At 50.8% G+C, this 22944-nt stretch carries 19 protein-coding genes; 1 reads left to right on the top strand and 18 read right to left on the bottom strand.

Annotated features, from left to right (window positions below):
- Positions 1 to 77: 77 nt before the first annotated feature.
- The 16 genes from QLG08_RS02745 to QLG08_RS02670 form a co-directional block, all read right to left on the bottom strand.
- A complete protein-coding gene (locus tag QLG08_RS02745) occupies positions 78 to 629 on the bottom strand; it encodes a hypothetical protein (RefSeq protein WP_015700018.1) in 552 nt (183 codons plus the stop codon).
- Positions 630 to 718: 89 nt separating this feature from the next.
- Positions 719 to 928, bottom strand: a complete 210-nt coding sequence (locus tag QLG08_RS02740) for a lysozyme inhibitor LprI family protein (RefSeq protein ID WP_228225659.1) — start codon at positions 926 to 928, stop codon at positions 719 to 721.
- A 297-nt stretch (positions 929 to 1225) separates the two neighbouring features.
- Positions 1226 to 2035, bottom strand: coding sequence for a lysozyme inhibitor LprI family protein (locus tag QLG08_RS02735; protein ID WP_041455862.1), 810 nt, complete (start codon positions 2033 to 2035; stop codon positions 1226 to 1228).
- Between the two features lie 156 nt (positions 2036 to 2191).
- A complete protein-coding gene (locus tag QLG08_RS02730; protein ID WP_022623337.1) occupies positions 2192 to 2743 on the bottom strand; it encodes a hypothetical protein in 552 nt (183 codons plus the stop codon).
- Positions 2744 to 2761: 18 nt separating this feature from the next.
- On the bottom strand, positions 2762 to 3619 hold the full coding sequence (locus QLG08_RS02725) for an N-acetylmuramidase domain-containing protein (RefSeq protein WP_015700016.1): 858 nt from the start codon (positions 3617 to 3619) through the stop codon (positions 2762 to 2764).
- A gap of 69 nt (positions 3620 to 3688) precedes the next feature.
- On the bottom strand, positions 3689 to 4171 hold the full coding sequence (locus QLG08_RS02720; RefSeq protein WP_013026243.1) for a type VI secretion system tube protein Hcp: 483 nt from the start codon (positions 4169 to 4171) through the stop codon (positions 3689 to 3691).
- Positions 4172 to 4752: 581 nt separating this feature from the next.
- Complete coding sequence (gene tssC / locus QLG08_RS02715; protein ID WP_014593986.1) at positions 4753 to 6252, bottom strand: type VI secretion system contractile sheath large subunit; 1500 nt, start codon at positions 6250 to 6252, stop codon at positions 4753 to 4755.
- Positions 6252 to 6782, bottom strand: a complete 531-nt coding sequence (tssB, locus tag QLG08_RS02710; RefSeq protein WP_014605521.1) for a type VI secretion system contractile sheath small subunit — start codon at positions 6780 to 6782, stop codon at positions 6252 to 6254. The genes tssC and tssB overlap by 1 nt, the downstream gene beginning before the upstream one ends.
- An 80-nt stretch (positions 6783 to 6862) precedes the next feature.
- The gene (gene tssA, locus QLG08_RS02705) at positions 6863 to 7885 is read right to left on the bottom strand and encodes a type VI secretion system protein TssA (RefSeq protein WP_014593987.1); all 1023 of its coding nucleotides are present in this window, start codon (positions 7883 to 7885) and stop codon (positions 6863 to 6865) included.
- Positions 7886 to 7895: 10 nt separating this feature from the next.
- Complete coding sequence (tagF, locus tag QLG08_RS02700) at positions 7896 to 8609, bottom strand: type VI secretion system-associated protein TagF (RefSeq protein WP_210494352.1); 714 nt, start codon at positions 8607 to 8609, stop codon at positions 7896 to 7898.
- A gap of 14 nt (positions 8610 to 8623) precedes the next feature.
- On the bottom strand, positions 8624 to 12250 hold the full coding sequence (gene tssM / locus QLG08_RS02695; protein ID WP_013026248.1) for a type VI secretion system membrane subunit TssM: 3627 nt from the start codon (positions 12248 to 12250) through the stop codon (positions 8624 to 8626).
- Positions 12251 to 12253: 3 nt separating this feature from the next.
- Complete coding sequence (locus tag QLG08_RS02690; protein ID WP_013026249.1) at positions 12254 to 13495, bottom strand: DotU family type VI secretion system protein; 1242 nt, start codon at positions 13493 to 13495, stop codon at positions 12254 to 12256.
- 16 nt (positions 13496 to 13511) lie between these two features.
- Complete coding sequence (gene tssK / locus QLG08_RS02685; protein ID WP_014605520.1) at positions 13512 to 14852, bottom strand: type VI secretion system baseplate subunit TssK; 1341 nt, start codon at positions 14850 to 14852, stop codon at positions 13512 to 13514.
- Between the two features lie 21 nt (positions 14853 to 14873).
- The gene (gene tssJ, locus QLG08_RS02680; RefSeq protein WP_013026251.1) at positions 14874 to 15377 is read right to left on the bottom strand and encodes a type VI secretion system lipoprotein TssJ; all 504 of its coding nucleotides are present in this window, start codon (positions 15375 to 15377) and stop codon (positions 14874 to 14876) included.
- Between the two features lie 23 nt (positions 15378 to 15400).
- Complete coding sequence (locus tag QLG08_RS02675; RefSeq protein ID WP_014593989.1) at positions 15401 to 16000, bottom strand: hypothetical protein; 600 nt, start codon at positions 15998 to 16000, stop codon at positions 15401 to 15403.
- A gap of 1109 nt (positions 16001 to 17109) precedes the next feature.
- On the bottom strand, positions 17110 to 18525 hold the full coding sequence (locus QLG08_RS02670) for an EmmdR/YeeO family multidrug/toxin efflux MATE transporter (RefSeq protein ID WP_024470994.1): 1416 nt from the start codon (positions 18523 to 18525) through the stop codon (positions 17110 to 17112).
- Positions 18526 to 18919: 394 nt separating this feature from the next.
- On the opposite strand from QLG08_RS02670, the gene QLG08_RS02665 reads away from it, so the two are divergent.
- Complete coding sequence (locus QLG08_RS02665) at positions 18920 to 20374, top strand: AMP nucleosidase (RefSeq protein WP_014593991.1); 1455 nt, start codon at positions 18920 to 18922, stop codon at positions 20372 to 20374.
- An 82-nt stretch (positions 20375 to 20456) separates the two neighbouring features.
- Here QLG08_RS02665 and QLG08_RS02660 read toward each other — a convergent pair whose 3' ends face one another.
- On the bottom strand, positions 20457 to 21185 hold the full coding sequence (locus tag QLG08_RS02660) for a hypothetical protein (protein WP_275268718.1): 729 nt from the start codon (positions 21183 to 21185) through the stop codon (positions 20457 to 20459).
- A 402-nt stretch (positions 21186 to 21587) separates the two neighbouring features.
- Positions 21588 to 22886 carry an NCS2 family permease gene (locus QLG08_RS02655; protein ID WP_015700012.1) on the bottom strand — a complete coding sequence of 433 codons (1299 nt, stop codon included), beginning with the start codon at positions 22884 to 22886 and terminating at the stop codon, positions 21588 to 21590.
- Positions 22887 to 22944: the final 58 nt, after the last annotated feature.

Genomic DNA, 22944 nt, shown 5'->3' with positions numbered 1-22944 from the left:
TTTACAGATGTAAAAGCGCATTGTTTAACTGATGTCAGACTACGGTGAGGAACTCGCCTATCAGGGCAAGGCGCAACTCAGGGCATTGTCCTGTAAAGGGTTCGCAGTTCCTTGATCGATTTTGCTCCTGAAGCTCCAATTTTCCTCGTCAGCGGCTCATTGATAGTGATCGAGTGATTGGTCAGGTCGACAGAAACGATGATGGCTTCCTGTGCTGTCGTATTGGGAGACGCAACGTCATATATCACCGCGATGATGACTTTATTATCTTTTTCATCGAGCATGCCGACAGAGCGAGTCGCATGACATGTTTCCGCTTCCCAGTCACCGAATCCAATTGTTGGTAAAACACGCTCTGCCTGATGAGCGTTGTTTGACCAGGCGACAAAACACACGTCCTTATCTTGTGAGTCGAAACCCTGCCCGGCAATAAAACTGCCCAGAACTTTGCCTTCATTAACCAGATGAAAACTTTGGTGTGGAACTGGAGAACCGCCCTGAATGCCTTTATCAGACGATAATTTATAAATACTTTTCTGATAGGGCGCATCCGCTATAGGAGCAAGGGAAAGCGCAGCCAATACGTGAAAAGGGGTTAACAGCGATAAAAACATTAGTACATAGCGCATAATATTTTATGTATCCATTGACGTAATGACCACTTGAATGGTGAAAATATCATTGCACCACTATAACGTCATATCAGCCTGTTAAAAAATCAGTATGGCAGCAGTTTAAGTACGGCCGTACGCTCAGTATCCATTCGATAAATGCAGAGATTCGTTGTGACAGCATATGGATTACTGCCTTCTTCTGCAGCAAAAGCTTCAAGATGACATTGACCATCCCTGAATTTAAGCCAATTACGCTGCGTATCAACCACAATCCCGGCATACTGCTCACCCAGTTTTTTTTGAGAGCCGTACATTTTTACAATGCGCTCTCTTGCAAGACCCTATTCGTGATTTAACTCTTTTTCAGCCTGGCTTTTGTATTTAACAGAACATTGATATAGCTCGACATCATTACTTGTTTTAGAACACGGTGTTTCTGCGAAGCAGGAAGCTGAAAAAACAGCGATTGAAGCCACGAAAAACGCTGCGTAAATTTTCATTACTCACTCGACTCCGAAAGTTACAGATCTCATCTCATCAACAAGCGTATTAAGGTAAAGAAAGCGCGCTCGCTTATCTTAAAAGACTCACTTAAACAGGCACTGATCATTTCATTGCTTTGCCAACTCAACGAGTTCATCAACACGATCTTGCATTTTTTTCTTAAGACATGCTGGATTAACAGAACACGCATTTCTTTCGTCAAGCCAGCGTTTCTGTGTTTGACGGAGCTCGACTGAACGTGATTTGACATCAACCCCTGTATTCACAATTTGCTTTAACGCCACATTGTATGCCTCGGCCACGCTTACATCCCAGGAGGACAGATCCGAATCATGACAGATGGTTTTTTCACTGTCGTTTGTAGCTCTTGCGCAGGCGAACGAAGGTTGTAATTTGGCATTGTTAGCGAGTTTTTTTAGTAAAAGATAAGACTGGTTATCCCAGTTCAGGAATATTGACTCTTCATCAAGTTTTACAAGCCAGCGTTCGCTATTTTCACCCGACAGGGTGATTTTTCCATTCTGACAATGAATGCGATAAGGACGAATTTCTAACGTTCCTTTGATGGGAAGAGCATAGCTTTTAGACGGATCGGAGAGCTGCCCTTCTGTCGTCCTGCTCATCAAAGAGTTTATTGATGTCGCGTCCATGGAATCATAATCTGGCAAGTCGCAGTGACTAGCTGTTGGTATTGACGTTTTTATTATATCCGGAGTGAATTCAAAAATACGTTCTCTCAGCGTCGGGTCATCAGAAATTAGTGCCATCAGGTTTGTAGAAGTGGAATCTTCGTTAACATAAACATGTTCAACTTTCCAATTACCATCAAGTTTTAAAACACGTCCCTGTTCAGCAGAACACAGTAACGGCATAACCAGCGAAGCGATAAAAAGTAAAAAAAAGCCGGTTCTCTGCATGATGGACGCCTGAGAGTGAGATACAGAAAAGACATTTATTTTTAAATTCATAATTGGCTGTAAGAAACTTTTTTAGCTTGTAGATTCTTTTTTACCTCTTCATTTAAATAAGTATAAAGCCTCCTTCTGTTTGCTAAAGAGGCTTCATTAAAAAATCTACTTCTGATAAGCCTTACGAAGTTGAGAGAGATTTTTAATATATGAATTTTGAAACTTCTCAGTAGCACCTTGGTCGTAGTATACGCTGTCACTATCATCTTTTAATCCCAAGATGTAGTAATCATTACCATAGTGATCAGGAGCTTCGGTTGTATAAATAACCGCGATTTTTGTAGCAGGATCGTCTTTTTTTGAAATCAGACCAACTGAATCAACTTTATGGCAACCCACAGTTTCCCAATCCCCCTGACCGATTGTCTGAATAAATTGATCAGATTTTTTGCTATCCTTAGTCCAGGCAATAAAACACACAGGTTGAACTTGTCTTATCCATCCTTTGCCTTGCACAAGAGTGCCTAATACTTTGCCATCTTTTACTAAATCGAAGGTTTGAGCTTTATCTAATTCAACTCGCTCAAGGCCTGCATGCTGAGCCTCTTGAACAATACTTTTTTCGTAATCACTGGAATGAGGTTTAGAAAGGGTTACTGAAGCATTTGCTAAAGGACTGATAACAAGTAATGACAGAACTAAATTGATAATTTTCATTTTTTATAAAACCCTTAATTAATTATGTAGAGCCCGGTCATAATTTTGTGATAAGTGAACATCATAGTTATTCTTTTTATAATCACTACCATTATAATATCTTGCAAAACTTGCCCAGTTTTTAGTACGGATTGCATTCAAGAGCGTAGGTGTATGAGAAACATGATTTACAAAAGCGTATACTTGCCCCGGAATAGTATTCATTCCCTTAACAAACTCTTCAATATTCGCATAACCTGAAGTAACATAGTTACTTCCCATAATTTGGAATGCTCCCCAAGAGGCTGACTGAAGTGCAGCTGCACGATCAAGTGCTATGGCTTTATTTAACTTATCGTATTGCTCGCTAAATTTACCGTAGTGATCATATCTTTTCCCCGATATATCAGGGTGAGTTGCATCATATTTGTTATTGGTCAATCTGCTGAAATAATGTCTTTCATATAAAATGGTCGGCCGACCAGATGAATCGAATGGACTTTGCTTCGTCTCCGACATCACCACGGCTTTTATTGCTGCTGGCTCACAATTTAATGCTTTCGCCATACTGATATACATTTCATCAGTCACTGCAGATGCCGTGGTGTCAAGATTTAACTTAATATTGCTGGCTGGAGTGATATTTCCGTGCAGTCTACGCATCGTAGGACCCTGGGGAGAAATAATACCGTCAGGGTTACGGAGTCCAACAACCTTCTCCTGAAAAACTTTTATTTTAGCAATGGTTTTTTCGCCCATGAAACCATCAACTTTTAATTCATTACCAGGAGAGGTAATAGCCTTATTGGCGTTTAGTAATGATTGAACGGTTTTAACATCTTGTGGTTTATTCGGTTGTCTTATGCCAACACCTTGGCTTATCTGTATTGTAGTCACGTAAAATCCCTCTTGATCCAGCCTTAACAGATCATATGAAAGTGCGCCTCCAGATGGAGGCGCATTCCATTACGCTTCTTTATTCTCTTTGATATTCCAGCCAGCGCTGCTTTCTGCGCCTTTACCGCCAGAAGAGCTCTGCTCCCAGTACTGCTGTTTCACTTTCGCAGCCTGGAATGCATAGGTTACGCCCAGCGTATCATCGTGCTCAGAGCCCACGAACTGTACGTTGGTGACCAGCACGTCTTCCAGGGTGATGCGGGTGTACTCGATTTGCGTACCGCCAGCCTTGCAAACTGAAACTTCAACCTTAGTGACGTGCTTACCACTGGCACAGTTTTTCAACAGCGCAGTGACAGCCTTGTCGATTTTGGCATTAATGTGCAGGTCGTTGAAGTTTACTTTACCAGCACCGCCGCCGCCGCCCACGCTCATATTACCCGGCTGATTAGCGCCCCAGGAGAAAGAGGTAATATCAATCCAGCCGGTATGGTTTGAATCTTTAGATTCACCAGTAATACCGTCTACCTTCAAATACATATCAATAGCCATAATATTTACTCTTCGTTATGGAAAAAGTTGTCGCTTTCGAAAAAGCATCTATATGGCAAAGAGAAAAGCATGGGGCTGAATAAAACAGTCCATATTTTACTTTTGCCTCGACTCGGGAGGTTGCTACAGGCTCTCCGAAGTATCCCACCACAATTAACCGCTATAGCAGGAGATTTTTTTGCTGTATTCGTATTTCAAATTAATGTCATTGTGCAAAAAGCCACGACAATTATGGGGCAACCCGATTATGTTGCGCACTTTGTTTCAAGAAAATTACTCTGCTGGAACAAAGTCAAAAAAAAAACGATTAAAGAAGACCAAATAATTTTCAGCTCGCCAAAGTCGACGTTTTTATATTTTAAACACAGGTCGATCATTATACTGATAAATCTATGATGAAAGCTTCAAGCCATTCGCCAAAGACATCACTTTAGGAAAAGGTTTATTCCGCTTCATCAGCATAATCAAAGTATGAGGGACGACATACATCAGCCATTGTTTTATATACGGCATGTTTTCATGCTTTAGTGCATTTGCTCGCAAGAAGCACGCTCCGAAGAGCGTGCTTAGCGTTTCAACGATTAGTTTTCGTTCGACTTCAGCGAAGGCAGTTTCGATACCAGACGCAGCGAAACGGTTAACCCTTCCAACTGGTAATGCGGACGCAGGAAGAATTTTGCAGCATAGTAGCCTGGGTTGTCCTCCTGCTCTTCCACATTCACTTCTGCAGCAGCCAGCGGCTTACGAGACTTGGTTTCCTGAGAAGAGTTAGCCGGGTCACCATCGACATAGTTCATCACCCAGTCGTTCAACCAGCGTTCCATTTCGTCGCGCTCGCGGAAGGAACCAATCTTGTCGCGCACAATACACTTCAGATAGTGAGCGAAACGGCAGCAGGCGAACAGATAAGGCAGCCGCGCTGCCAGACGCGCATTGGCGGTGGCGTCAGCATCGTGGTACTCCGCAGGTTTTTGCAGCGACTGGGCGCCGATAAAGGCGGCAAAGTCAGAGTTTTTGCGGTGAACTAACGGCATAAAGCCATTCTTCGCGAGCTCGGCTTCGCGGCGATCGCTGATGGCGATTTCCGTTGGGCATTTCATGTCTACGCCGCCGTCATCGCTTGGGAACGTGTGGCAAGGCAGATCTTCAACGGCCCCACCCGACTCCACGCCGCGAATAGATGTACACCAGCCGTACTCCTTGAAGGAACGGTTGATGTTAGTCGCCATGGCATAAGCCGCGTTGGTCCAGCTGTAGTTGCTGTGGTCGGAACCGTCGGTCTGCTCTTCAAAATCAAAGCTGTCCACGGGGTTGGTGCGAATACCGTAAGGCAGACGAGACAGGAAGCGCGGCATCACCAGGCCCAGATAGCGCGCGTCTTCAGACTCGCGCAGGCTACGCCAGGCAGCATATTCGGTATTCTGGAAGATTTTGGTCAGATCGCGTGGGTTTGCCAGTTCCTGCCAGGATTCCATCTGCATCACGCTTGGTGCAGTACCGGTGATAAACGGACAGTGTGCTGCAGCACCGATACGCGCCATCTCGCCCAGCAGCTCAACGTCCTGCGGGCTGTGATCGAAATAGTAGTCGCCCACCAGGCAGCCAAAAGGTTCACCACCAAACTGGCCATATTCCTGCTCGTAGATTTTCTTGAACAGCGGGCTCTGATCCCAGCCCACGCCTTTATAGCGTTTCAGAGTGCGGCTCAGTTCCTGCTTGGAGATGCTCATAAAGCGAATCTTGAGCATCTCATCAGTTTCGGTGTTATTCACCAGATAGCTCAGACCACGCCAGGCGCTTTCCAGCTTCTGAAAGTCATCATGGTGGATGATCTGGTTAACCTGCTGAGACAGCTTTTCGTCAATCTCAGCGATCAGCGCCTGAATGGTGCGGTAGGCATCGCTGGACATGGTCACGGTGTTTTCCAGCGCCTGCTGCGCCAGGGTTTTTACCGCGCTTTCTACAGCTTCGCGTGCCTGGTCGCTTTTAGGACGGAATTCTTTGTTCAGTAACGCGCTGAACTCATCCTGACTAAAGCTGGCGCCGCCCTGCGATTGTGGTTGTTGAGAAGTCTGGTTCATTACTGCTCCTCCTTACCTTCAGGGGCATCCGTTTGCTTAGGCACGTGTGACAGGGCCTGCAGCAGTGTCGGATCCTGTAAAATCTTGCCGATCAGCTCTTCGGCGCCGTTTTTGCCGTCCATATAGGTCAGCAGGTTGGAGAGCTGGGTACGTGCTTCAAGCAGGCTGTTAAGTGGATCGACTTTGCGGGCAATGGCATCAGGAGAAAAATCGTCCATGCTTTCGAAGGTCAGATCGATGTTCAGTTTGCCGTCACCGTTCAACGTATTGTCTACCTGGAATGCCGCACGTGGCTTCATGGCTTTCATACGCTCATCGAAATTGTCGATGTCGATTTCCATGAATTTACGGTCGTCAACGCTGGCCTGCGGCTCCAGCGGTTTACCGGCTAAATCGGCCAAAACACCCATGATGAATGGCAGCTGAATTTTACGTTCTGCGCCATAGACTTCCACGTCATATTCAATCTGAACGCGTGGCGCGCGATTGCGGGCGATAAATTTCTGCCCACTGGACTTCATTGTTGGCATGGTTCTCTCCATAAATAATGCGCGGGTATAGGCTCGCAGGAGGCGCGCAGGTCTCGCTGCGTAAAGGCTTGACTGTTAGCTTAGTCGCGGCGTCCAAAAATGTTTTCTAACTGATGCACACCATCGGGCGCGAGATCGCGAATGATGTCCATAAAATCGAGTTCGATAAGGCGCTGTACCCTGTCAATCATCAGCGGTGCCGGGTGGCTCGGCTCATGCTGACTAAAGTACTGTTTGACCTTTTCCAGCATAAGTTGGGCTTCTGCCCGCGAATTCAGTTGGGCACTGCGCCAGTCGGTAGCCGCACGTGGTGCAGCGACGCTGGGCTGCTGCTCCGTTGCGGGTGCGGATTGCATCGCCGCCGCCAGGGAGTGTAACGATTCCATATCCGTGGCCTGACAGCGCTCATTCAGCATTGCCATGCTGCGTTGCAGCTGACTCATATCCGGCAAGGCCGTTTCATCCAGCTTTTCAATCACGATGCGGCGAATATTTTGCAAACGCTCAGCAATGTTTTGAATCGCTGCGATGCCCGGTTGTTCCCCTCGTGCAAGTTCGTCATTCAGACGCGGCAGTCCACCCGGATAATCTGGCACCTCTGTTTTACTGCCGTCACACAGCGCCGAAGCATCACGCAGCGTAATACCGTCGGACGCATAGCGCATGAGCCATGACTGACGAACGGCGGCCGTGAGTGCCGACTGGTCGCCCAGCACAGCCAGCGCGTTGATGCGGTAAAACGGGTCGTGCTCACCGTCTTCTTCAAGGCGAGGCCAGAGCGGTTCCCAGAACTGCAACATCGCCTGTTCAATCAGTTGCAGGCCCTGTGCATAGCCCGGTAACCCTTTCAGGCGCGTCCAGGCATGTGTCAGGGTCAGCATGACACGCAGGTCTTTGCTGCGGCTCATCAGTTCCAGTGCAAGCTTTTCAACTTTGTTCCAGTCCGCTGGCTCAGCCGGAATAATGGTGTTACCGAACTGCTGTTCGGCTTTTCCCACGCTGGCCTGCTCCATCGCCTGAAAGTCCGCGTCGTACTCCAGGTTTTCACCGCACGGATTATCATGGCTTACCGGTATCAGCAACGTGTCAATATCAATACTCATCCGCTTCGCCTCAGGATTCAAACATCGGGGGATAAAGTCCGTTTCGTCCCGGCTTTGCACCGCCTGCCGGATCAAACAACAGGGAAAATAACTGCGCGGTTAAGTTTCCACTGTGGACATGGGTATAAAGCGGAAAACCGTCGCTCTGATTCGTCCACCAGAAACTGGTCTGGAACTGCGGATCAAAGCTTTGAGACGGCAGATGCCAGCTCAGTGTTGAATCCTGTTCACCGTTGCCGATCACCGCCAGAATATCTGATGACGCCTCATCCTGCTGAGGCTGCGGCAGTGGAATGCTCAACAACGCCTGATCAAACTGTTCGGGCGTACCGCCATCCTGAACCGCCCGCAATAAGGTATTTCCCATCTGGTGATACCAGTCGCCTGAACGCGTCAGCAACAAAGGCATCCACTCCGCTGGGGTAAAATAGCGGAGGGCACAGAGGGGATAATGGCGACCCACGCTATCGCGTGCGGCCGTCAGACAGCCCATTTGAATCAGCTGCGTACCCAACATCGGTGGTACCACAAAATTCCACACCGGGGCTTTAAGAAAAGCCCGAGAAGGCGCATTTTCGCCTTCAGCACTGCTCTTCCAGTGGTGCAATCCCACCTGAAACCAGTTAGACCACTGGCGCTGCAAGGTATCGGGAAAGCGTCGTTTAACAAAATCACCCGAACTAGGCAGTTTGCCGTACCAGCCAGGTGCTGCGTAATGGGTCATAGTCAGGTCCTGTTTCAGGGACAGCTAAATGCGGGTAGCTGGAAAGGATTACGAATGCTGCCTGGCGTGAATGACAGCGTCACATTATGGCCGTCAACACTAAAGCTGGCTTCGCGAGTCAGTCCACCTACCGACGTCACCCGTGCGCGATCAAAGAAGCGATTAAGCGCCCATGGGCCGCTGGTGGTCAGGGTTGAGGTCGTGCCGTTCGTTAGCCCCAGTTGCATGCGCACCTGACTGGTTCCACCTGGTCCGGGCCAACTCACTAACTGCACTGCCTGTGGTCCATGACTGTAGCGCAAAATCTGTCCATCGACATCCAGCGTCATATTCAGGATATCGTTATCCATCTTCACCGTCCGTAACGTGACGCGGAAGGATGGCGTAGTGGCCCCATTGGCAAAGAAGGCGTCGCGAATCGACTGCGCCTGCTGGAAAGGACGCAGCAAGGCTTCGCCGCCTGGCAAGGTTTTGCCATCAATGCCGGGCGTGAAACGCCATGCCGCGCGCGTGGTGTCCACTTTGCTGGCCAGATTATCGCGGAAGAAGCTGTCCATCAGTCCGGTTCCCGGCGCAAACATGCGCGCCAGGTCATCAGGCGTGACTTCGCTGCGTGCATTCCGGACCAGCGGGTAACGGCCTGCTATCGCCTGACGGCAGAAGCTGCCGACTTCCATGGTGATGCGCTTGCGAACGTTATCCATGTCGCGACGCTGTGCATCGCTGCTGGCGCCCACTGCCATGCCTGACACCATATTTTGCAGTGAACCGGGCAAGCGTCCGGCGCTGGCCTGCAAACGGCTAATGGCATCACTCGCCGGCGGTGGCATACCGCTATTCGCGGCATCCTGCACGGCGGTGAGATAGCGATAGAGATCGTCGATCTGCTTAAGAAAATCATCAACGGCCAGGACCTTACTGCCCTGCTGTAACGGCTGTGCCAGCTCGATGACAGGTGCAAAGTGCGCGGTCACCGCCTGCTCAGGCGTTTGCTGCACCACCGCCTGCTCGCCGTTTGCGCGCGGCGAGGTAAACAGTGCCTGCAGCGTTCGTGTGGCGCTGTTATCCGATGACGCGGCCGTATCTTTGGCATTCTTGTCTTCAGGCTGCGCCCGGGTGAGCGTGAGCTGTTTGCTCAGGTTAATCACTAACTGCCGCAGCGGCGAATGATTCCCTGACAGCAGGCGCGCCGTATTAATACGTTGGGTCAAATCGGCGCTGCTGTTGAGTTGAATATCGCTGAGAAACTGCTCCCACTGGCGGATGTAATCCTGAATATAGAGCTGGCGCACCGCAAGGTCGGTTTGTTTGCTGTCTTCATGGGCCGTCTCTGCACCCAGCACCCAGATATCGTCTTTGTAGAGCGCATCCGTGACCGGCGCGATCTGTTTATCCACATGGTTCCAGTAGCCGTCTGGCGTAAAGAGCCCGGAAACACCTTCATTGACAGACTTACCGCTTTTACGAGAAAACACCAGTTCACTTTGCGGTCCACCCAGCGCGGACAAGGTAACCGGTGACATTGAGCCATCACGTTCCAGCAGGCGTTTCAGGCGTCCGTAAACGCGCTGTGACAGCGGCATCTGACTAATCAGCGCCTGCTCGCGCTTTACCAGCGCATCATCCTTCGCATAGGGCGAGGACTGAATCTGCGTTTCCAGTAGCTGTTGCAGGTGCCACGCCAGCTGTTTCACCTCAGCCTGAGTCACGTCCTGCGGCAATTCACGTGAGATGTTTAACATCATCCACGCCTGAAGAAACTTACCGTCATAGTGTTTTGGCTGGTACAGCATCTGATAAGCCTTAAGCGCCTCATAGCTGTAGTCAGCGTCACTTCCCGTATCATTGCGTAACCAGCGGGTGATATTCTGCGCAACCTGCGGCATCAGCAGCTGTTTCAGCGCCCTTTCGTACAAGGCCTGGGTCGCATCACTGACTTCCGTTCCGCGATACAGCCCCATCCGGCGCGTGAGCGGCGGATGCTCAAGAGAAAAGGAGGCGCTTTCAGGCAGGTGCAGCAGCGTATTGAGGTAAGGCACCAGTGCAAAGAGGTTGCCGTTCACCTCTTTTTGTAACTTGTCACCGAGCTGCTCAACCTGGGGGCTTTTCGCCGCCATCTCCTGCAGGTAGGTTTTGTTTTTGTTATAGCTCACCAGCCACAGTGCACCGGCAATGAGTACGATAACCAGTAACGCCAGATAACCCGACCACAGGCCCACGCGGTTACGTAGCTCCCACCAGCGGTTACTGCCGGCCAGACCGGACTCCTGGAAGATGACATTTTCCAGCACGCCCTTAAGGAAAAAGCTCTGGCCTTTGTTTTGAGGGATCGGCGCGTCTTTGTCCACTTTGTCCCAACTGCCCGACTCACTCTGCTGCTGGCCTGGCAGATGCAGGGCGCGCGTCAGTTCACCCATTACGCGGTCAAAGGGTAAGCCTTCCTGCGTACCGCTGGCAAAGTAGATGCCGCGCGGGGCGAACTGCGTTTCGAAATCGGAACGCGCAAACAGAATATCCAGTGCCTCAGCCAACTGAGGACGCAATGCCGCAAACTCCTGTGGAAACAGATAGCTTTCGGCACGTGCCTGGGCATCACTTTCCGCCAGCAGCACATCGGCCAGTCCGGCATCCAGGCGCTGTTGCAGCAGCGAATATTCCTGCTGAAACTGGCTGCTGAGTTCAAATTCAGCCGTTGATGCTTTGGCCCACGGAAAGGTAAAACCCCAAATCTGCTCGCGCTGTGCCTTATCCAGGCTGGCAAAATAGCTGCGGAACCCCTTTAACAGGTCGGTTTTGGTGACCAGGACATACACCGGAAAGCGAATACCGAGCCGATCGTGTAACTCCATCAGACGCTGGCGCAGCGCCACGGCCTGATTGCGCATGGCCTCGGGCGACTGTGATAACAGGTCTGCCACGCTCAAGGTGACGATGACGCCGTTAACCGGCTGACGGCCACGGTATTTACGCAGGAGGTCGAGAAACTGATGCCATTCGCCGGCATCGCGCTCCTGCTGGCTCTCCTGCGTGGTATAGCGCCCCGCCGTATCCAGCAGCACGGCTTCGTTAGTAAACCACCAGTCACAGTTACGCGTCCCGCCGATCCCACGTAGCGCAGCCTTACCGAACTTGTCCGCCAGTGGGAACTGCAAGCCAGAATTCACCAGAGCGGTGGTTTTACCGGCACCTGGCGCGCCGATGATCATGTACCAGGGCAGTTGATAGAGATATTGATGACTGAAGCGCTGCGCCCAGAAAGGCGCACCTTTGCTGCTCTGCCGCTGGAAGTGTGCTTTTTTCAGCATCTCAGTCGCTTCAGAGAAGCGGCTGGCCAGCACCTGATCTTCACTGGTCAGTCGCTTGCGGTCTTCTTCCGGCGTATCCGATTTGCTGGTTTCCAGGCTGGACATCAGCTTACGGTTGAGCCAGTAGTTATAGACACGCGGAATCGCCTGGCTCAGGCCCCAGACAACATAGAGCAGCGCAATACTGATTACGCGGTTCTGTTCTGACTCCAACGGACGGGAGTCCACAATCGAGAACACCGGGCCAATGACCCAGATAATAAACGAAAGTGCGGTGATACCGACAAAGCCCCAGGCCAGACGGCTGGTCAGTACCGCAAATAGTACATTCAGCATGGATTAGTTCCCTCTCGCCAGGCCGTTAACTTCAGCTTGCGTCGTATCAGGTGCAACCTGCAGCGTAATTTCAACACGACGATTACGCGCGCGATTTTCTGCACTGGTATTCGGCACCAACGGATGCGTTTCACCCCGCCCTTCCGCTTTAACGCGTGATGGTTTTGCCAGCTGTTTTTGTAACAGCGTCTGAACAGACTGGGCACGGGCCAGAGACAGCTCATAGTTGGAGGCAAATCGGGCACTGCGAATCGGTACGTTATCGCTGTAGCCCACCACCAGGATTTTCCCGCTGACGTTATTCATGGCTTCAGCTACACGCTGGATAACGGCATCATAACGTCCGCGAACCTCTGTCGAACCGGATGCGAACAAGCCATCGCCTTTCAGCGTCACCACACTTTGATCTGCCTCATCGCGCACGGCCACCAGGCCTTCGTCGATTTCAGGTTTCAGGAATGACTTCAGGTTCAGTGACGGCGGCGGCGGCGGTGCCGGATTACGAATCTGCACTTCTGGCAGCGTCGTTTGGTAGATTTTGGCCAGCACGGGCGAGGTGTAATCCCCCAGACGCCAGTTCAGCACGATATAGAACAGGCAGGCAGCCAGGCCCGCCAGAGCCGCACAGGCCCACAGCGGAATCATGGGGCGCCAGAGTTTACGCAGAACCGGCTGATCGGTCGGATGCGGCGACAAGGCGGCGGCAAAGCTGCCCCTGACGCTCCTGATCATCTGCAACAGACGCTGTTTAATCGTATCCAGTTGCGAGCGTCCATTATCCAGAACCCGATAGCGCCCTTCAAAACCAAGCAGTAAGCAGAAATAGATCAGCTCCAGTAACAGGATGTGCTGACGCGGGTTTTGCGACAGTTTCGCCAGCAGTTGGAAGAATTTCTCCCCGCCCCAGGTTTCGTTGTGGAAGGTTACCAGTAAGCCATTACTGGTCCACACGCCACGGCTTCCCCAGGGCGTCAGTGCTGCGGCTTCATCAAGCGCCGTACACAGACAATAGCGCGCGCCAACGATCACCTCATAGCTCAGTCCGGACTGCTGGCAGGCCAGCTCGAAACGGCGGATCTGGTCAATCAGCTGTTGACGTAAACGTGCGGGATCGTCATGGGAGACGGAGTGACGAATCTGTGGAATCGCGTTAATCAGCGGATTCGCTGCAGCCACCAAACTATTCTGGTGGCTAAGATCCTGCTGAAAAGCATCACTGTTCGGTTTATTTTGTTCCTGCATCATGCCTGCTCAGTTTGAATTATTCTGACTGACTGCGAATGGCCCAGAACTCCATGTTCAGGCCCGGAAACTCACCGGCAAGGTGCAGCGCGAAGGCACCCGATCGCTCCATCTCCTGCCATAGCTCGCTGTTCTTATCCAGCTCAAAATAGCTGTATCCTGCGTGCCATGGGATCTGCGGTGGCGCACCCGGCATGGCTTTCAGGGCAAGGCCCGGTAGCTGCAGTTGGACGAGATCGCGAATTTTGGTGACGGGGGCGACTTTCATCTGCGCCGGGAAATGCGTTTTCAGCGCGTCGGCCGGGACGTTTGCTTTTACGGCCAGCACAAAACCGAATTCACGCACCATGCTGTTATCCGGCACGGTCGCCACATTCAGGCCGTGTGAGCGTTGCGTCAGCGGCAACTGAATGGCACTCTCTTCCATCACCTGCGACAGGCCTTGACGGAGCAATAGCGTCAGGCGCGAGAAGCAGCCCTGCAGGTCGTCGTGGTCATAGAGAGGGAAAGCATCCGGCGTGCGCGCCTCTGTCCACGTTGCCAGCTCAGCAGCCAGCTGCAGCCAGTGGCTGTAGAGGGTTTCAGGATGTAATAGCGGCAGATGCTGCAGATGCGCATGAAGGCCCAACTGGCGGTTAAGCAACGCCAGCAGCATAAAATCAACCATATCCGCGCTGTTAAAGCGGCCCGTTCCGGGTGCGCGCTGGCTCAGCTGCTGGCTACGTTGTTGAATCATGCCGTGCAGGTCGGTCATCATGCTCTGAAGCGGACGACTGCCAGCAAGGGTTAACGTGGGAGGGATATAATCATTGTCTAAACGGATATGGTTGTCGCTGCGCTTTTCAACGATCTGAGCAACGCCCATCGCCGTCCATTCCGCCGTGAGATCCTGCTCCAGCATCAAGCGGAGGCGCAGCTTGCCAAACTGAACGGTGGCCGTTCCGACAGCCTGCGCATTGTCATCTTCAACTTCCGCTTCCCAGGCCAGATAGCGAGCCAGCGAATCAGGCGCGTCCTGAAACGTCACCGCCTCGCGACCATTGCGGCGAGCGGGAATGGCCAAAACCACTTTGGCGCGGTCGGTATTGCTGGGAACGTCCAGCGGCGCAGGGCCGTGTTGTGGCTGACTGAAGGCAAAAAACGTTCCATCCGGCAGGCATCCACTGGCGGCGCTCAGTGCCAGTTTACCCTGCCGCAACAGCGCTTCATCAAATTCGAGATCGAAAAATCCCCAAACATAAGGGCGTTGCGACTGGCCCCATTCACGCAGCGAGCTTTGCAGAAAGTTTTCTGCCTGCTGGAAATGGTGAGGACGTAAAAACATCCCTTCCGCCCAAACAACCTTTTCGGCTCTGTTCATAATCATCCTTTGAAGACGGTTTTATTGCTTAACGGGACGCATGCCGGCATCGTCAACGATAATGTTGGCGTTTAACTCACCATCATTGCTTTTCCAGAACTGCCAGAACGAGCTGCTGTCACTGTCTGGGAAAGGCAGCGCAAGTCGCCACACCTTGCCATCCAGCTTTTGATATTCCGCCATGATGCCGATAAAGCGCGCGTCGGGGAGGCTTTTGGCACTCAGCGTTTTACTGAGCTGACCGGACATCAGGAAAAACTGCTGATTGTTGAGCAGCGTATTTCCCAGTGCGGTAGCGGGTTGATTCTGCAGAGTGAAGAAGTCGGCGGACATAAATTCTGCATCAGACGTCAGCAACATCACCCGGACTTTGAGAGGTGCGCCCGAATTGATGGAAGGATGTGCCTGGAAGTGCAGGTTGTATCGCGCAATATCAGGCTTACTGCTACTGCATGCCGTTAGCAGAAGCAGCAGGAAGGGCCAGATCCATTTTGCCAGGCCAACGCGAAAGTAAGTTTGTGCCATTTCTGTCCCTCCCTGCCCCTGACTTAGTTAATGATCCAGGTACCGTTATTCTTGTTCTGGCACGCCTGGCTGTTTCCATCTACAGAAACACAGGTTTTTTTCTTGGCGGCGGCACGCGCACGACGTTTCGGCTGATCGGCTTTAACGGTCTGATCGTACAAATCGCTTTTCACCACGGCGCGGAAAGGCACATAACCAACAACTTTTATCGCGCTGGTTGTGGCCTGAGCCGGTGCCGCTTTGCTGTCAGTGGCTTTGGCATCGCTGGCTGCTGGTGGCGCTTCAGCCTGCGCTTCTTCACCTAATGCCAGCCAGTTATTTTCAACCTGACCCACAACGGTGTAGGTTTCACCTGTTTTCAGGGTTTCGACGACTTTGCCGCCGAAGTCCGGACGCGTCATCACCGATGCAGGATATAAAGCGCGATAGGATTCATTTAATGCGGAGAACTGCGCCGGCGCAGCAACGGCATGACGATGGATCAGGGTTGTGCCATCAACGGTGCTGCTCACCATTGTGTCATCAGTCATTTTTGGCGGTGTTTTACAGCCTGCAACAGCAAAGACAAACATCAGGCTTAATGCAATTCGAAAGTTCACCATTTTCTTCATATTTAGTTCCATTAATACCCAAACAAGTGGCCATTGGCCGGTGTTAAGCAAACCCTGTTGCAGAACGAGCGATGCTGGCTGCCATCTGGAGCCAATACACTGATTAACAACACAATTTGCCTGAATGAGATGAGGTAGTGAGTTTAAAATTTTCTATTCGATGAGAGTGAGCAGGTGTGAAACTGCCCATGAAACCTGATGACCGGAACAAGACGGCTGAATTCGCGGTTAAACATTCAGCAAACTGACAAATTCCTAAACGCAAACGTCATTAAGGCAGCCTGGTTAAGCGTTGCGCAAAACCGATTCATAAAGCTGAATCGTTAAGTTTAATAAGGCTGATTAATCGTTATAAGTGTGGGGAGAATGGCAACATCCTGCTTAAATTCCAGTCGATCTCACACAAATAGCAATAAATCAATGGCTTACAAATTAAACTGCAGCACCATAGCTACCGCACGAGCCTCAACATCCTGCTCGCCTGTGTAAAGTTCTTTTCCATTTCTTAACATCTTACACAGCTTTACATAATGCCTTAAAAAATTCAACACAGCCCCGAGCGAGCTTAAATAGTAAAAATATTAATGTATAGTATTATCTCAAACTTCAGGCACTTGTTAACCAAATGCTATCGAGGCGATAAAAAACCGCGATTTAGCCCTGTCAGCCGCTTCGTTTAGATAATTAAACATTAGTAGTATGAATATTTAATCATGGTAAAAAGGGATAAAACGGCCAGCGAAGCGCCCTGAAGCTGATTTTCTTAAGTCTGAGATCGTAATTAAGTCAAATTTTTAGAAAACACGAAGCGTGTCATTTATTAAAAAACCAATAAATACAAAAAGTTAAATATTTTAAGTATTGCTAAATTAAGAATTATCTTAAGTAATATATCGGGGAGCAGTGTTGGTTTTAGCCGCAAGCTGGATCAATAAAAGGCAATGTGAGTGATTTTAATACAGCCAGAGACTAAGCCGCGGTGGATTGCACAAGCGCAGGACGTGCCAATGGCCCGATGTGAACAGCGGTATGGGCTGAAATCACTCAGGCATTGAATGGCAGTATTTATCGTCGCCACCCGGGTTAAAGCGGCGACAGAGATAACAAATCAGGAAAAGGAATTAGGATGGCCCGGCTTTCGCGATCATTTTACGGTAATTATTCAGCCATTTACCGCTGGTGAACCTTCCCCAGAAAAACAGCCCTCTCACTGTCCAGTCGAGGAACATGCCAAGCCAGACGCCGATGACGCCCATTCCCAGTTCAATGCCCAGCAAATAGCCAGCCACGACCCTTGCACACCACATACTAAACATAGAGACGTACATCGTGTAACGTGCGTCACGCGCGCCTTTCAGCCCAGCCGGTAAAACCCACGACGCTGCCCAAATCGGCATAAACAAGGCATTGAGCCAGATGAGGTGTTTCGTGACATTTATCACTTCAGGATCGCTGGTATAGAAACGTGCCAACAAGCCCGCCAGCGGAACGGTCAGGGCCGCAACGCACGACAGGCAAATGGTTGCCAGCCAAAAAACATGCTTCGCCTGTCGTTCAGCCTGAAATACCTGGTATTTACCCAGCCGCTTTCCGGTGATGATGGTTGAAGCCGATCCAAGCGCGTTACCCGGCAGGTTAATCAGCGAGGCAACAGAAAACGCAATAAAGTTACCCGCGATCTCATTGGTGCCCATGCCAGCCACAAATACCTGGGTCAGCAATTTACCGCCGTTAAACAGCACAGATTCGATACTGGCAGGCACGCCAATGCTCAGTACCTCATAAAGTATGCTGCTGTTCCAGCGACGAAAATAGCTGGACAGCGTGATTTTAAGCGAGGCGTTAAATCCAATCATTAACACATAAATAATGGCGAAAGCGCCGATATAACGGGTAATGGTTAACCCCAGGCCAGCCCCGACAAACCCTAATCCATCCCATGAAAAGCAGCCGTAAATAAGTACGCTGCTGATCATGATATTGAGGATGTTCATCCCGCCATTAATCAGCATCGGGATCTTGGTATTCCCTGCCCCACGCAGCGCGCCACTGCCGATTAGCGTGATGGCCGCTGCCGGATAGCTCCATGCCGAAACCTGGAGATAGCTCAGCGCCAGCGCTTTTACTTTCGGTTCGGCAGCGCCGGCAATGGCGTCAATAATCAGATGGCCCCAGAACTCAATCGCAATGACCAGAATTAGCGCCAAAATGGTCATCATCGCCAGCGACTGCCGCGTAGCGGCACGCGCCCGTTTACCATTACGCCTTGCCAGACTGAAAGCGACCACCACCGTGGTGCCCAGATCGATGGCGGCAAAAAAGGAGATGATGACCATATTAAAACTGTCAGCCAGGCCAACGCCTGCCATCGCCTCTTTACCTAGCCAGCTGACCAGGAAGGTACTGAGCACGCCCATTAACAGCACGCAGGCATTTTCAAAAAAGATCGGGACTGCAAGAGGCGAAATTTCACGCCAGTACAGCGTGCGGTAAGAACGACGTTTGGGATACCACGCCGTGCGCTTAATCGCCTGCACCACTGCTACGCCGGGATTTTGCAAAGGAGTACCAAATATGAAGAAGTCGGGGAAAGAACTCTAATGATGGTAGCCTGCGGGCAAATATGCAAAACGTTTTGCATTCCTGTTAAATCATCGTTACACACTTTTTTTACCTTTTTCCTCACCTCGTTGAATCATCGCGTTGCCGATGTCATCGCACGATCATGCCCGGAAACGGCCCTCTTCTTTACCAAAAAGCGGAGGCAGGCGTCAGGTTTGTCTGCATTTTGATGTAAACCCACGCACCAGCGCTAAGCCTCGCCTATAACTGGCGGCAGCAAAATGCGCTTGATCATAGATTCTTCACCAAATCCTGCGTTAAACCCGCTAAGCTTGGGGAAATTGTCGTAAGAACGTTAAAGGAGAGGTTATGCCAGCCCAACGGAAAAATCTGACACGCCAGCAGGCTCTTGATACGCTTGAGCAGATGTATGATGAAGCCGTCAACGCTCTGCGCGCATCAATTAAGGCCTATACGGAAGAAGGCTCGCTACCCGATCCCGTTGCCCGCGCGCAAGGTCTGTTTGTTTATCCTGAACTACGCATTACGTGGCAGGGCGACGGGCCTCAGCAGAATCGCACCCGAGCCTGGGGCCGCTTTACCCATACTGGCAGTTACAGCACCACGGTGACGCGCCCTGCTCTGCTGCGCCATTACATCTCTGAACAGCTGGCCATGCTAGAAAAAGAGTATGAGGTGACGATCGACGTCGGTCCTTCGCGTCAGGAAATTCCCTATCCTTACGTCATAGACGGGTCCGATCTGTCGCTGGATCGCACCATGAGTGCGGGGATTGCGCGTCACTTTCCAACGACTGAACTGTCGCAGATTGGTGATGAAACGGCAGATGGTTTATTTCATGCCGATGCGACCTTTCCTCTGTCTCACTTTGACGCGTTGCGCACAGATTTTTCGCTTGCCCGCCTGCGCCACTATACCGGCACGGCGGTTGAGCATTTTCAACCCTTTGTCCTGTTTACCAACTACACGCGCTACGTAGACGAATTCGTACGCTGGGCCATTGAACAGGTTCGCGATCCTTCAACCCCTTTCGACAGCCTTGTGTGTGCGGGCGATGTCGTTCTGACGGCGAGTACAGAAGACAATGAAGCCATGCTGTCTGATCTGGCCTGGAAAAAGCATCAGATGCCAGCCTGGCACCTGACCTCACCCAATCGCCGGGGAATTACATTGATCAATATCGGCGTGGGCCCGTCCAATGCTAAAACAATCTGCGATCATCTGGCGGTCATTCGTCCTCACGCCTGGCTGATGATAGGGCACTGTGGCGGCCTGCGCGAGAGTCAGCGCATTGGTGACTACGTGCTGGCTCATGCATACCTGCGCGACGACCACGTGCTGGACAGCGTTCTGCCGCCCGACATTCCGATTCCAAGCATTGCCGAAGTTCAGCGGGCTTTGTATGACGCAACCAAGTCCGTGAGCGGTATGCCAGGCGAGGAGGTAAAAGAACGGCTACGCACCGGAACCGTTGTGACAACAGACGATCGTAACTGGGAGCTGCGCTATTCAGCCTCTGCCCTGCGTTTTAATCTGAGCCGGGCCGTGGCTGTCGATATGGAAAGTGCAACGATTGCTGCTCAGGGATACCGTTTCAGGGTGCCTTATGGCACATTGCTGTGTGTTTCGGACAAGCCGCTGCACGGTGAAATCAAACTGCCGGGCCAGGCAAACCGCTTTTACGACGGCGCGATTTCAGAGCATTTACAGATTGGTATTCGCGCGGTTGAATTATTGCGCGCCGAAGGTGATAAGTTGCATTCACGTAAGTTACGTACGTTTAACGAACCGCCTTTCCGTTAAACAATAATGAATGAAAAAGACGGTATTAATGCGAAAATCCTTCCCGTTAATACCGTCTCGTTAATTAAGACGATATTCCGAATCAGGCCGCGTTCAGAACGGCGGTATTGATGAACCAGGCAAACACCGCAAGAATAGCCGGTACCATGAGCGTCCAGATAAGGCGGTTATTAAGGCTTTCAAAGCGTAAATCCAGTTTATCGAATCGTTCATCAATCCTGTCGAATCGCTGGTCCATGGCATCCATTCTCCGGTCCATCGCATCCAGTCGCCGATCGATACCATCAAGCCTGATATCAATACCATTCAGTCTCATATCAATGCCGTCCAGTCTCTTGTCGATGCCGTCCAGTCTCTTGTCGATGCCGTCCAGTCTCTTATCGATGCCATCAAACCGTATATCCATTGCGTCGAGCCGAGCGTCAATGCCGTTAAATCTCACCTCATTAGCAGCGAATTCTTTGTAAACATCATCAAACTTCGCATTGATAATGTTAAAACTTACCTCGATAGCATTAAATTTATTAGCAAAATTGAATAAGATGCCATCGATTGCTGAAAGTTTGCCTTCGATGCTGACCAGCCTGCCATCAACATCGTCAAACCGGATGCTAAACTGTTGGACTTTCTCTTCAAGCAGCGTAAATCGCTGAACCCTTTCAACATGAAACACCGCCTGTTCCGCACGCAGAAGCTCAAGATCGGCTTTGGTCGCAAACGCCATAGCCTGCCCGCTAAAAAGCGCCAGGTCGATTTTTATTTGATGGTTGTCTTCTTCAAGCCGCTCAAAGCGCATCTCAAAATTTTCCATTTTTTTGCCTCCTGTCCAGCGATGACTGAGGGTCAAATGCGGATTACCGCGATTCCGTTTTCCATACAGATTGCCCATGAGCTTTTCCTGACAGGCGGATTAACTTAATCCATTAACGTAAGTCGCAACCTGCTTCAGCATTATTGAAGCAAAGTCTTGCGCAATAAACATTACCTGATTGAATAAAAAGGAAAAATAAAATGGGAATTGTTCTTTTCCTTTATTCACAATGTTGAGTCAAAGAATAAAAGCACGGCCGCGCGAAGAAAAGGGCGTAGATCGATATTCTGGAAGGGTGCGCACAATGATGGAAAATAACAGAGAAAACAACCGCAAACGCTTTTTGAGTTCTAATGTTAAAACCGTTACAGCATATTCAATATGCTGTAACGGTTGGGTTAATCAGGCGCTCAGCCAGCCGAGTTTAATCACAAATAATACAGACAGAACAATCAGTGCCGCATTAATCTCTTTGGTGCGTCCGCTGAGCAACTTCACCACGGTCCAGGTAATAAAGCCAAAGGCAATACCGTTAGCAATGGAGTAGGTCAGCGGCATCGTCAGCGCGGTCACGGTTACCGGGGCAGCAGTGGTGATGTCTTTCCAGTCAATTTCGGCCAGCCCGGACGTCATCAAAACCGCAACAAACAGCAATGCTGGCGCGGTGGCATAAACCGGCACGCTTGACGCCAGAGGAGAAAAGAACAGCGCAAGCAGGAAAAGCACCGCAACCACAATCGCCGTCAGGCCGGTACGACCGCCTGCGCTCACTCCGGCGGCAGACTCGACATAACTGGTGGTCGTAGAGGTGCCCAGCAGCGAACCAAACAGCGCAGCCGCACTGTCCGCAACCAGCGCGCGTCCCATTTTGGGCACATTGCCCTGCTCGTCAGCCAGCCCGGCGCGTTTGGTTACACCCAATAGCGTGCCGGTGTTATCAAACACATCCACGAACAAGAACGCGAAAATCACGCTAATTAAGCCAACGTTAAATGCACCCGCAATATCCAACTGCATGAACGTTGGTGCGATTGAAGGCGGTGCTGAAAATACACCGCCAAATTTCGTCAGACCAATGCCCATCGAGATAAAGGTGATGATCAGAATGCCTATTAAGACCGCGCCCGTGACGCGACGCGCTTCCAGTACCACGATGATGATAAACCCTAACATCGCCAGTAAGGGGCCCGGCTTCGTCAGATCGCCAATCCCCACCAGGGTAGCCGGATTATCCACAACGATACCCGCGCCTTCCAATGCGATAATCGCCAGGAAGAGACCGATCCCTGCGGCAATACCGGCGCGCAGCGGCAGCGGAATGCTCTTGATAATCCACTCGCGAATCTTAAATATCGATAAGGCGAAAAAAATCACTGCGGACAGGAATACCGCGCCCAGCGCAATCTGCCAGCTGTAGCCCATGTGCAAGACAACGGTATAGGTGAAAAAAGCATTCAGCCCCATGCCCGGTGCCAGCGCAATCGGGTAGTTGGCAATCAGTCCCATTAACACCGAACCAATTGCGGCTGCCAGACAGGTCGCGACAAAAACAGCCCCTTTATCCATGCCGGTTGCACCCAAAATACTGGGGTTAACAAACAGAATGTAGGCCATCGCCAGGAAGGTAGTGATACCGGCGATGATTTCAGTGCGTACAGTTGTGTTGTGCGCTTTTAATTTAAATAGTTTTTCTAACATCATTATCTCTCGATGATAGAGACGTCACTCAGGTGCGCGTTCTCTTGCCAAGGTTATGGTC

Origin of the sequence: Pantoea sp. V106_11, from assembly GCF_029967885.1 — a bacterium.
GTDB lineage: Bacteria > Pseudomonadota > Gammaproteobacteria > Enterobacterales > Enterobacteriaceae > Pantoea > Pantoea ananatis.
The sequence above is the reverse complement of the archived record's forward strand: the minus strand, read 5'-3'. Positions and strand labels throughout refer to the sequence as shown.